Annotated in this window: 12 protein-coding genes and 1 pseudogene; 8 read left to right on the top strand and 5 right to left on the bottom strand. The window is 43.8% G+C overall.

The annotated features are described in order from the left end of the window. Positions 1 to 548: 548 nt before the first annotated feature. Positions 549 to 1,742, top strand: coding sequence for an NAD(P)/FAD-dependent oxidoreductase (locus tag ACX9NY_RS29220; RefSeq protein WP_472476487.1), 1,194 nt, complete (start codon positions 549 to 551; stop codon positions 1,740 to 1,742). Next, the gene (locus tag ACX9NY_RS29225; RefSeq protein WP_339237475.1) at positions 1,739 to 1,993 is read left to right on the top strand and encodes a hypothetical protein; all 255 of its coding nucleotides are present in this window, start codon (positions 1,739 to 1,741) and stop codon (positions 1,991 to 1,993) included. Before ACX9NY_RS29220 ends, ACX9NY_RS29225 begins: the two co-directional genes overlap by 4 nt. 292 nt (positions 1,994 to 2,285) lie before the next feature. Here the strand turns inward: ACX9NY_RS29225 and hemQ are convergent, their stop codons facing one another. Beyond that, positions 2,286 to 3,032: a hydrogen peroxide-dependent heme synthase gene (gene hemQ / locus ACX9NY_RS29230; protein WP_062837936.1), complete on the bottom strand. Its 747-nt coding sequence runs from the start codon at positions 3,030 to 3,032 to the stop codon at positions 2,286 to 2,288. 268 nt (positions 3,033 to 3,300) lie between these two features. Between hemQ and ACX9NY_RS29235 the strand changes: the two genes are divergently transcribed. Together ACX9NY_RS29235 and ACX9NY_RS29240 are read left to right on the top strand one after the other, a co-directional pair. Next, positions 3,301 to 3,594, top strand: a complete 294-nt coding sequence (locus ACX9NY_RS29235; protein ID WP_339237474.1) for a YuiB family protein — start codon at positions 3,301 to 3,303, stop codon at positions 3,592 to 3,594. Positions 3,595 to 3,979: 385 nt separating this feature from the next. Next, on the top strand, positions 3,980 to 5,515 hold the full coding sequence (locus tag ACX9NY_RS29240; RefSeq protein ID WP_253440624.1) for a replication initiation and membrane attachment family protein: 1,536 nt from the start codon (positions 3,980 to 3,982) through the stop codon (positions 5,513 to 5,515). Between the two features lie 120 nt (positions 5,516 to 5,635). On the opposite strand, the gene ACX9NY_RS29245 is transcribed toward ACX9NY_RS29240, so the two are convergent. The 3 genes from ACX9NY_RS29245 to ACX9NY_RS29255 all read right to left on the bottom strand — a co-directional run bounded on the left by ACX9NY_RS29245 (position 5,636) and on the right by ACX9NY_RS29255 (position 8,639). Continuing rightward, positions 5,636 to 6,181, bottom strand: a complete 546-nt coding sequence (locus ACX9NY_RS29245) for a GerMN domain-containing protein (RefSeq protein WP_472476490.1) — start codon at positions 6,179 to 6,181, stop codon at positions 5,636 to 5,638. Between the two features lie 36 nt (positions 6,182 to 6,217). Next, positions 6,218 to 7,606 (bottom strand): N-acetylmuramoyl-L-alanine amidase, encoded by a 1,389-nt coding sequence (locus tag ACX9NY_RS29250; RefSeq protein WP_472476492.1) that lies wholly within the window; start codon positions 7,604 to 7,606, stop codon positions 6,218 to 6,220. 226 nt (positions 7,607 to 7,832) lie between these two features. Further along, positions 7,833 to 8,639 carry a hypothetical protein gene (locus ACX9NY_RS29255; RefSeq protein ID WP_472476494.1) on the bottom strand — a complete coding sequence of 269 codons (807 nt, stop codon included), beginning with the start codon at positions 8,637 to 8,639 and terminating at the stop codon, positions 7,833 to 7,835. A 564-nt stretch (positions 8,640 to 9,203) separates the two neighbouring features. On the opposite strand from ACX9NY_RS29255, the gene ACX9NY_RS29260 reads away from it, so the two are divergent. Beyond that, positions 9,204 to 9,872 (top strand): type 1 glutamine amidotransferase family protein, encoded by a 669-nt coding sequence (locus ACX9NY_RS29260; protein ID WP_472476496.1) that lies wholly within the window; start codon positions 9,204 to 9,206, stop codon positions 9,870 to 9,872. 396 nt (positions 9,873 to 10,268) lie between these two features. Next, complete coding sequence (locus tag ACX9NY_RS29265) at positions 10,269 to 10,778, top strand: helix-turn-helix domain-containing protein (RefSeq protein WP_339257215.1); 510 nt, start codon at positions 10,269 to 10,271, stop codon at positions 10,776 to 10,778. Between the two features lie 278 nt (positions 10,779 to 11,056). Here the strand turns inward: ACX9NY_RS29265 and ACX9NY_RS29270 are convergent, their stop codons facing one another. Next, a complete protein-coding gene (locus ACX9NY_RS29270) occupies positions 11,057 to 12,703 on the bottom strand; it encodes an RNA polymerase sigma factor (RefSeq protein ID WP_472476498.1) in 1,647 nt (548 codons plus the stop codon). A gap of 574 nt (positions 12,704 to 13,277) precedes the next feature. Here ACX9NY_RS29270 and ACX9NY_RS29275 point away from each other — a divergent pair. Both ACX9NY_RS29275 and ACX9NY_RS29280 read left to right on the top strand, forming a co-directional pair. Further along, a pseudogene (locus ACX9NY_RS29275) lies at positions 13,278 to 14,272 on the top strand (AMP-binding protein); the annotation flags it as partial. Between the two features lie 171 nt (positions 14,273 to 14,443). Beyond that, positions 14,444 to 14,764 (top strand): AMP-binding enzyme, encoded by a 321-nt coding sequence (locus tag ACX9NY_RS29280; RefSeq protein WP_472479441.1) that lies wholly within the window; start codon positions 14,444 to 14,446, stop codon positions 14,762 to 14,764. Positions 14,765 to 14,792 lie beyond the last annotated feature (28 nt).

Genomic DNA, 14,792 nt, shown 5'->3' on the forward strand with positions numbered 1-14,792 from the left:
TGCAGTCAAGAATCAACAACACCTTTCATATTTTAATAGGTAGTTAACAGGAAAAATGTGCAGGCTACGGATCATAACCGGCATGGGTGCTGAACTGTCTTTCCTATTATAAACGGTGTATTCAGGGTTGCAAAGTTAGCTGTATCACGAATCTGAGAATAATTGATGAAGATCAGATGAGAATAGGATGAAATTGGAAATGAAAGGTTATGAAAAATAACAAAAAAAACCTTGATCTTTACTACAAATACAGATATCCTTGACCTGTACTATGTGTTTTTTTGTCTAATTTAGAGTCAATATGTAATATGAGCACAGATCCCGTGTTTTGTAGAATCTTGTGGTTAATTTCACAACTTGAATCGATAACTTGCGTGCAAACGAATCAATGGAATGAGCTATGAAATTGATGCAAACGTTTAAATAAATTCGCGAAGTTAACATTTGTCGTCATAATGGGCAAGACCTCATCAATATTTGTAAGTATGTGCATTTTGCATCTCAACCAAGATTGGGCTGATGCAAGTGAAACCGGAAGGGGTATAGACATGAGCAGTATTCCCAAAATCGTCATCCTCGGCGCGGGCTATGGCGGGATTCTGACAGCCCAGCGGCTGCAGAAGGAATTGAACTATAACGAGGCCGACGTCACATTGGTGAACCGGCATGATTATCATTATATTACTACACATCTACATATGCCGGCAGCCGGCACGGATACCATTGAGCATGCAAGAGTCCCTATTTCGAAGCTGATTGATGAGTTCAAGATTGATCTGGTTAAATCTTCTGTCAAGGAGATTCGTCTACAGGATCGGAAGATTATTCTGGAGGACGGCACGTTATCCTATGATTATCTGATTATTGGACTAGGCGGTGAGCCTGAGACCTTCGGGATTCCGGGTATGCTTGATCACGCCATGACCATCCGCAGCATTAACTCGGTTAGACTGATCCGAGAACACATCGAATATCAATTTGCGATGTACAAAAACGATAACAAACGAAATCGTATTCGTTTTGTTGTAGGCGGAGCGGGTTTCAGCGGTGTTGAATTCGTAGCTGAACTTGCAGATCGTATTCCACAGCTGTGCAAGGAGTTCGACGTGAATCCTAAACATGTGCACATCTATAATGTAGAGGCAGCGCCTTCGGCCTTGCCTGGTTTTGACCCTGAACTGGTAGAACATGCGATGAACGTGCTGAAGAAGAAGGGCGTTACCTTCAAAATTGGTGTTCCGATCAAACAGTGTCTCCCCGATGGGGTTATTGTGGGTGAGGGTGAAAAGCTCGATGCTGCCACAGTGGTGTGGACCGGTGGTATTCGTGGTAACTCACTGCTGGAACAGGCCGGTCTTGAAGTGATGCGTGGCCGGGTAAAAGTGGATGACTATCTGCGTGCCCCGGGACATGAGCATGTTTATGTCATTGGTGATAATTCACTTGTCTTTAACGCGGAAGGACGGCCTTACCCGCCAACAGCCCAGATTGCGATGCAGCAGGGTGTGAACTGCGCGAAGAACGTCGTGGCATCCATTCGCAAGAAACAGCCACAGCCTTTTGTATTTATGAGCAAAGGCACGGTTGCTTCATTGGGTAAAGGTGAAGCGATTGCTGTTGTAGGCGGCAAGAAGTACAAGGGCTGGAAAGCAGCTCAGTTGAAGAAGCTGGTTGATCTGCGTTATCTTTTCATTATTGGTGGTATTCCGCTAGTCCTGAAGAAAGGGCGGTTTTTTGGATGAGACATTGCAGTGTTCAGGTCCGGGGGTTATTAACGCGTGACGAACTGGATCGGTACAACGCCCTGATGCAGGTCGGTGGTTATCTGGAGGAACAGGATCAATATGATCTGGCCTACATCGTGCAGAAAGAAGTGGATATTCTCATTATGCCCGCGATTGAGCGACTTAAAGAGAAAGGTCGCGACCGTGACCGGGCCACTGCCGAATTCCTCGAATCACTGAAAGCTGTTGATGAAGAGGACGAGGATTAGAGACATAACCTTCCAATCGCTGTTATCCCCAGATTTTTTTGATTCCCTTTTGTTAAAGGGAAAATCCGGTGATAGCGTATGCTTCCGATGCAGCTTTCTTTCAGAAAGCTTTTAGGCGAACGCTTCGCTTTTTCAGGTTTTTTCTGTCCTTTCCGTTTTTGTGTAAATAAATAGTTCAAACAATATAGATCTAAATCAAGCTTGAGGTAGTAGAATATTCATAGATAATAAAGCACCGCTGACAATATCCTTTACAGGAGATGTCGCGGTGCTTTGTGTATGGTGTACTATTTTACAGCTTAAGCATGTCTTCCAACGTTCCTTCGTTCAACAGACTTCCCACATAGAACGAACCGAATTCGCCATAACGGGCGCTAACTTCATCAAAACGCATCTCATAGACGAGTTTCTTGAACTGAAGTGCATCATCCGCAAACAGCGTTACGCCCCATTCCCAATCGTCGAAACCGACAGAGCCGGTAATAATCTGTTTTACTTTACCCGCATAGCTGCGACCAATCATGCCGTGACTGCGCATCATCGTACGACGCTCGTCCATGGACAGCATGTACCAGTTGTCATTCAGCTCACGTTTTTTGTTCATCGGATAGAAGCAGATGTATTGCCGCTGTGGCAGAACAGGTTTCAGACGGGCGATAATCTCTGGATTCTGCATTGGGTCTTCGCCTTCTTTGCCAAGGTAGTTGCTCAGTTCCACTACACTGACGTAAGAATAAGACTTCGTTGTGTACTGGGCAAACATCGTTTTGTTAAACGCGTTCTCAACAGCCTTCAGATCTTCCAGCGTTTCACGCAGGTGCATCATGACGAGATCGGCTTTTTGACCTACAACCGTATAAACAACGGTACTTCCTTTGGATGAGTCCTCGACTTCTTTCCATTCTTTCCAGAATTCCTGAAGCTCGTCCAGTGCTACAGCACGTTCTTCATCATCTGCTGCTTTCCAGGCGGCCCAGTTAATCGAGCGAAAATCATGCAGGGCATACCAGCCCTCCAGTGTTGATGCGGCTTCGTTCATTGGTTGTGTTCCTCCTGCAAGGTATATTTCCAAATCCCTATAAGAGGTTGTTCAAAAGTTTACTTTTTGAACACGCACTATAAGGGACGGGTGAGTGCTTTATCGTTTACATTGTATCCCAACATGAAGGAGAAGGGCAAATGAACAGTGCATAATTATAGGGAAATTTGTCCAGAAAGTTCGTTGCTTCGCCACATTTTTTGCGGTACACTAACTACTATCCAGAAGTGAAACCCGAAAGTGTGAAAGAAGAGGTGAATGTCGCCCGATGCAATTTATACCTGTGTTGGTATTAATGGTATTATTTTTCGTTATGATGTTTGGTATCGGTTTCATTCTGAACATGCTGATGAAGACCACCTGGTTTCCTTCCTATCTGTTCATCATTGTAATTCTGCCTGTTGTTGTATACTCTCTATGGGATCATTCGTCGTCTCTGATGTCACATCTGAGTTCTTTCCAGCTTGTGGACTATATGACGGGCATCGCTGGACTGGCTGGTGCGGTAATCAGTGGCTGGACGATCCAGAAGTTACGTTTGGGTGGGTACAAAATGTTTTAGATTGTTGGAACAAGGTAACACATGCCACTGTAATCGCGTAAAAGTCTTGTCTTTGTCGTAAACGCTTACGAGTACAAAGGTAAGGCTTTTTTGCTGTTCATTTATATTAGAAGGTTTATTGTACACTTGTACTTCATATACATTTGGAGAACATTCTCTTTAGAGAATCCCTTGTATTCTGCGGCTACAGCTTTTATAGTATTCTAGCGGCACTCGACATTTTTATTTTAGAAATTTGCTGAATTCGGCGAAAACGTGAATGATGTCGACCTAGGACGAAACGGAGCGAGAACAGGCCCTCTTTTTACCTGTTTTTGAACATTTGAGGATCAGACATTTATGATAGAATAGATAAACACACATTTGGGGAGAAGGAGATCAGGCTATGCGCATGAAGAATCTGCACCATTATACTGAACATCATCGCTACTGCGTATACAGGGAGTTTGGACTTAGCGCCCTGGATGACCGTATGCTTACAGGAGCATATCAGCCCATGGTAGGTGCTTTTGCGGTTGGCTTGTATCGGCTGTTGTTTCAGCATCTTCCCGGTGAACAGGTCGGTTATTCGCCGCTGGAGCAGCAACGGAGGCTGTTCATGACGCTTGGCCTGGAGCCAAGCGAGAAAGGGCGTAAATATCTGGTAGAGCAGGCATCCAAGCTTGAAGCGGTGGGACTACTTCAGACTTCACGGCTATATATACCGGAGAATGATGATTACATCTACGAATATGAGCTGCAACCGCCGCTCTCTCCGGCAGAGTTTTTCCGGACACAGCATTTGACACTGCTGCTTCGTGACAAGATAGGCAAATTCGCCGTCCTTTCTCTGCGTTCCGGGTTCTCGGCAGTGGAAAATGGGGACGCGCCTTATCCGGCAGCCAACAAAGAGAATATTTCTGTTCCCTTTTACGATATATTTGAATTGAATACTCATGTGATTGATTACGAGTTGGAGCAAGCATTGTCGGAAGTATCAACAACGGCCCAGCGGACAGGCACGAACGATGCAGCGGAAGAAAACAGTTTGAACTATGCAGACATTATTTTGCGTTTCCCGCGCGAGTCGGTCAATCGCCGTCATGTAGAGCAGTTGCGATTCGATCATGAACAACTGGGCATTGTGAATTACGTAGTGAACAAGTTCAATCTTAGTGTGCAGGATGTATGCCGTCTGTTGGATGAAGATGATATCTTCACTCCACAGGGCCAGCTGATTCTGGATGATCTTCAGCATAAAGCGAGCATGCAGTTCAGACAGACGAAGAAGCGCCATGAGCAACAGACTGTACAGGCAGCCAAGGTTGTGGCACTGAGGCAGCATATGGAGGAGCCAGAGCGGAAAGAAGACTCCGGTGAACCACCTGTTGAGCATGGGGTACAGATGGAATATTACGTCGAAGTACCTCCGCAATTCATGACGAAGTGTGATATTCATCAATACAATATGATGTTGCGTAACGAGCCGTATACCCGCCTGTTGCAGACGTTCTTCCCAGGTGCAGTACCGGACAATCTGATCGATATATTTGAGAAAATTGATCTGAGCTACAAGTTGCCTGGTGAAGTCATCAATGTATTGATTCATTATCTGATGGCATTACTTGTATCTGGTGGAGAGCAGCGGATTAACCGTAACTTCGTTGAGGCCATTGCCTCCAACATGTTGCTCAAACAGGTGAACTCATATGAGAAAGCTGTGCAATATATTCGTGATCAGGCCAAGGTCAAAGGTAAACAGGCTGCTGGTGCAGCTGGAACCCGTACCCGTACATACGGCAAAGGAACCAAAGCTAAGCCCGAAATTCCGATTGTACAAGACATAAGCAACGATGGGGATGCCGTATCTGAGGAAGAGTTCGAAGAGATGATGAGATTTGCCCAGCAGATGCAGGCGAGTAAACAAAAAGGAACTTCATAACTCCCTGACCAAGAAGAAGTGCAAATCCACTTTTACCGAAGGAATAAGAGCCATTCGCAACGTATTAATGCGAATGGCTCTTATTTTTAAATCATGCTTTGTATGTTCCATCGGATGGATCTATTCACGGGTTAGTGGATGTTCTAATTCTACATGACCCATTAAACTGTCAGTTGCATCTCCATCAACAAGCAAATCAATACGGGTTACTTCATCAAACTGAAAAAAGGTTCCTTTCAAAGCATCGATCGCTAAGAGTTCTCCGCCAGACCCTAATCTTGCTTCATCCGGAATATGCACATCCAGCGTTAATTTCCCTTGATCCAAAGTAGCAGAAAGTAGTTCAATATTACTCCACAATGGAATTAGTTCGGTTTGATCACTACTTTGAAGGGCTGCATAGGTCTTACTGTATTTTTCGGAGTCATCTTTGAATGTAATTTCCTTCTTACGTTGCTCTACTTGTAATAATTGATCATCTGCGTAAAAAACCTCAATTTCTTGAGATTCTCCATTTTCTTCGCTTGGGTTAGCTGTTGGCGCTGGTGTCGTATTTACAGGATCGGAACCCTGCACTGGACCAGTAGAAGTAGGTTTGGTACCACAGCCTACCGCTAGTATGCTTATGGCACATATTGCGATAGCCACATAGATTCTTTTTTTCATAGAAGCACATCCTCTTGAATTGAATTATTCACTGTCCTATAGCTTCAAATACTCTTTTATCCCATCCACAATGGCCTGTGCTGCTTTATTTTGATTGCTTTCTGACATCATGGCCTCCTCCTCCATCTGGTTGCTTAAGAATCCGATTTCTAGAAGAACCGCAGACATCGTGGTTTCTCGAATGACCTGGTAGTTTCCGTTCTTAACACCACGATCTTTAAATCCCAAGGCATCGATCAGATTTTTATGAATGAGGGTCGCTAGTGCTTTACTGCTCTCCCGTTGGTAGTAATACGTTTCCGTTCCCGATATCTGAGGAGCAGAAGGGACGCTGTTACCGTGTATAGATACAAACACATCTGCGTTGAGATCGTTGGCAAGTTTGACACGTTCCGGTCGTGTAGGGTAGATATCTGTTTCCCGAGTCATTATTAGTTCTATGTCAGGTTCCTTTTCCAAAAGAGCCTGCACTTTTAGCCCTAAAGCAAGGGCAAAATGTTTCTCGGGTTGCTTAGTGTAACTTATTGTACCTGGATCACTTCCTCCATGTCCCGGATCAATAATGACGATTTTTTTGCCGCTGTTCACAGGAGTTGCAGGTGCAGGTTCATTAGCCATACTTAGATCAAGGATAAATTTGCCGGCGATTGTCTGTTGTGTGTAATTCACCGAATTTATATTGTTTAATTCGATTACAATTCGAACCTGAGGAGGATCATTTTTGAAAAGAGAATAACGTATATCAGTAACACTTGGGAATTCGTTAACATCCAGTCTTCCCATGGATCCTCCAGAGGGGACCTGTCCCATATTTCCGAAATTGGTGGATGGGAAATCCAAAATAATCCGTTCGGGATTTTTAAGTGTAGATATGACTGGAGCAACTTCACGGTCCAATGAGACGACGAGTTGATTATTGGCATACGTTATATCATGAACCAGGTTAGTGCCTGCATCATTTCCATGAGAGGGTGAAGCTGGTTGTGATACATTATTGCTGGTTAGCGTAACAATCTTGTCTCTGTTATTCCAGCCTACTCGCAGACCCATCTCTTCACTAACAAAACGTAGGGGAACAACAACCGTATTCTTGATCATTTGTGGAGCGATATTAAGTTGGACGGTGTTGTTCTGGACTGTAGCTTGATCCTTTCCAACGGTCAAGGAGATTGCATTCGAAGCTTGTTCGATATTTACATTTTTTGTTTTTTGATCCCACTTCACGTTGAATTTTAAATTCTCAGCGACTACCCGAATCGGAATCATAATATTGTTTCGTACATTAACGACTTCAATATCATGGGGTAAAACTAGCTCCTGGCCATCTAAAATAATTTTAGTTTGATTCGTAGCTGCATGGGTGTGCATGGGAATTAGCAAGAGTAGCAGCGTACTGAATAGTAACAGGATGATAGATTTCTTCATTTTACACCTCGGTTTTAATTTGCGTAGTACTAGACTTCTAACGGGGAAAAACCAATCACCTCCTGTTTCTTTGATGAAAACCCAAATTTACTATAATATTCTGTTCACTAATATGAACGCTACAAAGGACATGAAAGTCGTAAAGAAAAACGGTTTACTACAAAATATGGACAAGAGAACTGTTGTCAGTAGGTAGGGGACAAGGGAAGGGAGTTAAATAATGATGTTATTTATCTAATTTAAACCACTGCTGAGATTCTTTCCGAGTCATTTTTTTTACAGGTTTAACTTTTTTGCTTGTAGTATCGTATCTGAAAAGAATCCATTGATCTGAAGGATACTCACTAATGTAATCCATACTTTTTCCGTTCTTATGCCATAATATTAAACCGGTGCTAATATAGTTGGTAGCCCGAGGGAGATGAACTAAACGGTCTTTCTTTGTATCGTATATGGCTAAAATGCTCTTCTCCGTATTTCCATAAGCAAATGCAATGATGTCTTCTTTTGGTGACCAATTATAAGATGTAATGGTTTCGACATCTTGTTTACCTGCGTTTTCAAGACGTTCGTTTAAGATGATGTACTTTCCTGTTTTAACGTTCACAAGAATAAGATTGCCGCCGGCACTTTTTTCTGCTCGGATAGCAATCCAGCTATTAGATGGAGATTCAGCAACACTTGTGATATCGATTAATTTCACTCCAAAGTCTTCCGTATGTAGGATGTGTTTTTCTTTACCATGAGCAACTGTGATCGTGTCAATCATGTTGTGCTCAAAGTCGGCAGCAGCATCCTGCTCTACAGTATTTGCAGTTATAGTGGTGTTGTCACCTTTCCAGACCATTTTGTTTGAGCCTATCGTTTTATGGAACTTAGGTATACTCTGGTATGTCGAAGCGTTCACAGAAGTTGTTTTAGCAGCAATGTGTGCTACTTTATCAGAAGCATGAAATGAAATTGGTGCAGTGGATAACGTGCCTAAGTTACCTAAAGCAACGACGCTTGATAATAAAGCATGGGTGTATTTCATGATTATCACTCCTTAAGTGGGGAGGCGGTTACCTGATGTGATTCCCTCCAGATCGTTGTGACAGATGAAAACAAATGGCTCGTAGACTACTCCAATCTTTGCTTAACATGATTAATTTGTAAAGATGTGAAATTTTAGAGATGATTTGAAGTTAGGTTTTAAAACGGCTGATTAGTAACGATGAACGGTTCTCAGTTTCGTTTCTAAACACATTGATCCGTAACGTAACCCTCAAGACTTTAATGTACCTTTCAATGTTCTGAGAAGGAATTGCATCAGAAGATGGTGGAATTTATAAGCAAGTAACCCATACAAAAGTGTATGTTGCCCGGGGGAAGGACCGGGCTTTTTTTAACGTGATTATAGCTATGGTAAAGTACTCTATTAATAAATTGGATTATTTTGTATACTGCATATAAAAAGAGGATTACAGAAGTGTTGATGGGGAAGTTTGAAAAGATTGAGATTTGATATGGCAGGGGTTATTAGGAATGAAGACCGGTCTGTTGATGGGAGCGAGTTAAGAATGGATGAATGTAAAAAATACATATGGAGGTATTAAGTTTGAAAACTCATTACTATTTAAGTTGGTTTAATCATTTTTTCCCAGAGAAACTGGTCCATTGTTTGCAGGAGGATATACAAGACAGAAAATTGCTTGTTATGATTAGTGCTGATCCGTCAGGTTATAAAGATGAGCCAATTAACATGGATGAGATTACTGAATGGACTTGGTTGAATCAGGCTAACATTATTTTTGATGAATATCATTTCATTGATTACCGCATGCAGAAAGAAGATGCTCAGCGATTCATTCAGAACGCTTCTGTCATTTTTTTATGCGGTGGAGATCCTGTATTGCAGAACGATTTTTTGTTGGATTATGAATTATCGAATGCGATTAAGAACAGCCATGCCGTTATCATTGGTGCCAGCGCTGGTGCGTTAAACATGGCTGCAAAATGGTTATCCTCGAAAAACGCTGGCCATAAGGTTGAAACAAATACAATTTATGATGGTATAGGCTTTGGACATTTTGCCTACGAATCTCATGCCAGACTCGACTACGATGCGCTGGTTCAAGGCTACCTGCTCCCCTTGTCCGAGGATATTGATGTTTATGCGGGATTACAGGAGAGTGCTATACGTGTAAAGGACGGCAAAATAGAAATAATAGGTCCTGTATATTTAATTTCCCACTCCAAGATTCAGAAGTTGATTGAGACGCTCTAATTAGGGAGAATGGCTGTGAGTTACATAAGTGATTCCTTTTGATGTATAAAATCAAGACAGGTTTCCCTTCTATAATTGGAATACTGTTTGTAAAAAGATGCAATCTTAATATCCCTAGGACTTATAGTCAGCAGGGTATCAAAGGGATCAATTGCTTATTTCAACTAACGGACTGACAATAGGGATGGTTGCACAAGTGCTAACGATCCTTATTGCTATACCTTTACAGAAAGTAGAGAAGACGAAAATTATGTTAGGATGATGAGTTCCTCATTAAGCTAACGGGCAGGCTAGTTTAATGAAACTATAAGTTGCAATTTGAAGAGTATTTTTCAACCACAATTTGATATACATAAATAAGTTCCTGAATTACTATTCATTTTAGGAGGTGAACCAATGATAAATATTAAGCGGGTCGGGGAGATTATAGCAAGAAACCGTAAAGAGTTATCCATGACGCAAACACAACTTGGTGAGGTTTTAAAAGTTAGTCATCAGGCTGTTTCAAAGTGGGAGAGAGGTGTAAGTTTACCTGATATTGATATATTAGTTCGATTAGCTAAGATATTTAATAATACAGTCGATTATTTCCTAACTCCAGAAGAGAATGATGCTCATACAAGTAAAACGAATATACTTAATAACAAGGATGACCTTTGGAAATCAGTTCTAGAAAAAATAAAAGACCAAATCTCTCAGCCAAGCTTTGATAGGTGGTTTACAAGTACTACAGCAATTCAAATTGACAACACTCTCATTATTTCAGGTCAAGATCCGTTTGCCACAGACTGGTTATATCAGAGGTACTCCCATATGATTTCAAAAACTATAGATGAAATTAGAGGCGATAATGATTTAGAGGTAACTTTTCTTTTTTCTGAAGGTACTGAAAATACAGAACCATAAAGTTTGACTCTTCTTAATCAACGGGAAACGTTAGCTCAATGACAACAAGAAAGATAAAAAATCGTAAGGTAGAGGAGAACTCTGGCAGATACGATTGCGATTAAAAACTACCCATGACGAACATGCGTCATGGGTAGTTTTTAATCGTTTCCATACGTTCAGGAGGGGGCCTTGTGAAATAGAGATGTCTTAATCACTTCGTTGGACAGACAGAGTTTTGTGTAAAAAATGGCCACTGCCCGGGAACGACTATTCTTCGTATACACCTCCGAACCGACTTACTTGACCGGTCCCATCCAGGTTGAAATCGTCTTCTGCTGATGCGGCAACGGCGGTTTCAGCTTCCCGTTATCGATCAAATGCTTCAAAATATAAGCGACAAGCCGGCCTCCGCCGGTGTTGCCTCTCACCATGTAAGCAAGCTGCGGCTCCAGATGCTTCGGCTGATTTTGCAGGAACAGGTTGAGCATTTTGTCGTAGAGCTTGCCGACAGCAGGCGCATACAGAGCGGACAAATCCGGCATTGCCTTGTTCAACCGATCCAACGTTTGCGGGGAGTCCATCCAAACCGCATTGAACTTGTACCCCTCCTTCGTCTTGCGGATGTACCCCTTCTCCAGCAGGAACGAATATTGCTCAGCGTTCTCTTCGTTGTCGGGCAGTTCCCTTTGTTGGAACGCGTGACAAATCTCGACATTCCGATATTCCAGGAAACGCCAATCCATCTGGCGGTCGCTCCAGTACGTATTGAATTGCCACAAGTATAAAGGAGAGTCTTCGACGTAGCGAAGCGACGGACCGAAGGTGACGTAACTACTCATATCAAAACCCGGATCGGCATAGTGGCTCCGATCTAACGCCGCATAGGCAATATATTGACCTCCGTCCTTTCGTATTGGTGCGACCGCATCGAAGTTTTCGCCAGCCGGCATGCTCCGCCAAGATTGCTCTTCGATGTTCTTGGGCAGCAAGGTCCAGAGCAGGAAGTTATAGTCGCCGTCTGGAACGTACACTCCGCTATCCTCGACTTGCCGGCGAACTTCCATTAACGCGTCGAAATGAACATCGGCTACTTCGGCGGCGCAATCTTGCCAGAATCGATGGCCGGCTACGGCCAACTCGAAGAGGTCCCAGACGATGGTATTGCTTTGATATTTGCCGGGGGAGGTTTGGATGAGAAAATTGTAATCGGCCAGGTGCTGGACTTCGCCTTCCAGCAAAGATGGCGGCATTCCGAGCTCCTCCGCGATTTGATGTACGGTACGCGCCTTGTGATAAGCCGCGTAAACGATATTTTGCGCCAAGGCGCGCCCAAGAAAATCGTTGGTTTCGCCCATTTTGCCGGCCGAACCGGAATGACCCATTTCCCCCATGCTGACCGGATTGACACTTAAAGTTCCTGTTGCACGCATACGTTTCATCCCTTTCCGTAACTTCTTTTTAGCCTCGCTCAAATGCCACTTTACCGTGCCTACAGGAATGTCCAGAGCAATCGCGATATCGCCGATTTTAAGCTCGTCGTAGTAGTGCATCACCACGATTCGGCGATGGATGTCTGACAGAAACGCGACTTCTCGGCGCAGCTCGCGTGAAGCTTCGGTTGCCAGCAGCCGGTCAAGCGGCTCCCGAGAAGGGGCGGCAGACAGTTCAGACATACCGTTGATTTCGAACACTTGGGGAGCATGCGCACGCTTTTTCAACCAATTCACCCAAGTGTATCGAGCAACCGTCCAGACGTAAGCGTCAAGGGTTCTAATGTCCCGCACCCCAGAGAAGGATTTCAACAACTGCAGCATAATCTCCTGAGCCAGATCTTCCGCTTCGGCCCGGTGCTTGACCCGGTTTAACGCAAAACCGAAAATCGGTTTCACATAGCTCCGAATCGCTTCTGCGGCTTCTTTTCCGTTTTTACTGATTGAATCCATTGTTTCCTCCATAGTTGCATCTGTAATTCCTGACAATTATATAGTGTGCCAGGCGAAATAAAGGTTGGGATTATTTTTTTTAAAATTTGGACGTCCTACGGATCACTCATACACGTATAATTACAAACATCATAAGTAGGTCATTTCAATGGTTAAAGAGACGTTATGAACTTTTGTTAAGTATATTGGAAAAGAGTTAAACAAGTTGAAGATTACTTTTGATGTAAAGTTCTCACTTTTAGTATATAAAGATACTTTTTCCGTCCAACTATGGGAGGACACAAACTAGAGAGCACGAGCCAAAGTTCTTCTTCGGGTACTTGGGGTACGCCTTCGTTCCGTACTTAACCAGGGTTGATAGAAATGTAATATCAGAAGAATTTATGATTTTAATAGGGGATAGTGATTACTTATTATTCCAGATATATGCTACTCTCTTTTTATTCCATAGTTTTCTTAACGGGTAAATGGAAATATAAATGTTGGGGGTAATTGCTTGCTTCTATCCGAACGATTGCCAATTGCAGCAAGTCTGTACCCTGAGCAACCTGCGTTAATGCGACATGGGCAAACGATGAGTTATGGGGAGCTTAACGGTCAAGTTGAAAGACTGAGCTATGCTCTATATGTTGAAGGACTCCGGGCTGGTGATCGCTTTGCCCTTTTAGGTGATCCAGATCCCCGGCTCGTTGTTGCTTTTATGCAGCAGTTGGGATCGGTGCTATACCGCTCGTACCGTCTCCTATGCTAACAGTGCCTGAACTCGCTGCCATATTACAGGATGCAGAACCACATATGATTATACATGATGACCAACATGCTAACGCAGCGATCGCCACGGTAAAGCTTCTTGGGTATTGTCCAAAACTGTTCACGACAGACGAAGAAGGGACGAATAACAGTTCGCTCGCTGCTCTTTTGCAGCATGAACCTGCGTTCTCTCCACAAGACCAATTCAAACCAAGTGTAGACGATACGGCAGTCCTGATTTATACGGGTGGGACAACCGGCCGACCCAAAGGGGTCATGCATTCGCATCGTGGTATGGCTGCTTGGAATCAACTTACGCCTTCTGCAGGCTTCGGTCATGATCTCAGTCGTCGTGTGTTGGTGCTTAACTTATCCCATCTGGTGGGTCAGTTCCAGTTGTGGGCGACCATGGCTGCTGGGGGCTGTCTTGTATTCCTAGATGAATACCCGGCGGATGTACACCGCATTATGGAACGTGATCAGATTACGCAACTCAGTACAGTAGGCCAACTGCTTCGGGATTTTACCCGCGAGGCATCCGTAGGAGTGAGAAACTTGAAGAGCCTAACGCTTATTGGCTGCGGAGGGTCCATTATTTCCCCGGATACACTACAGGAGGTTGTATCGCAATTTCCTGATGCTACTATTGTGAATAACTACTCACAAGCAGAATGCGGGATGTCCATAAGCCGTCTTTTTCCTGCTCAGCATATGGGGAATTCTCATCGCCTTCGATCCGTAGGTCGTCCAGCCGACCTGGCTGTTCAGGGTGAGCAGGCCTTCGAAGTTCGGATATTAGATACGGACGGAAGTGAGACAATGACGGGTGAGGCTGGAGAAATCGTTGTTCGAGGTGCACAGATCATGATGGGGTATTGGCGTCAATTGGAGGCTTCTGCCGAGACCATGCCCGATGGTTGGATTCGAACTGGGGATGTCGGTTGCCTGGATGAAGAAGGTTACCTGTATGTGTTTGATCGCTTGAAGGATATGGTCATTGTGGGCGGTTCCAATGTGTTCTGTGCCGAAGTGGAGCATGTCATTATGACTCATGAGGCAGTAAGCGAGGCGGCCGTAATCGGACTTCCTCTTCCTGACGAAGGAGAGGAACTCGTTGCTTTCATAGTGTTACGGAACGGTGATAGTCTGGATCTGACACGGATGAGAGCGTTTTGTGAGCCATATCTTGCTCCGTACAAATGGCCGACTCAACTGTTCATTGTGGATAGTTTGCCCAGAACAGCTGTGGATAAAATAGACAAAAAGCAGTTGCGGAAGTATCTATCCTCAATGTTATCCAACGGGGTGTAATCAAAGAAATACGTTAGTTCAAAAAGCA

This window comes from Paenibacillus sp. CB74 (assembly GCF_055687625.1).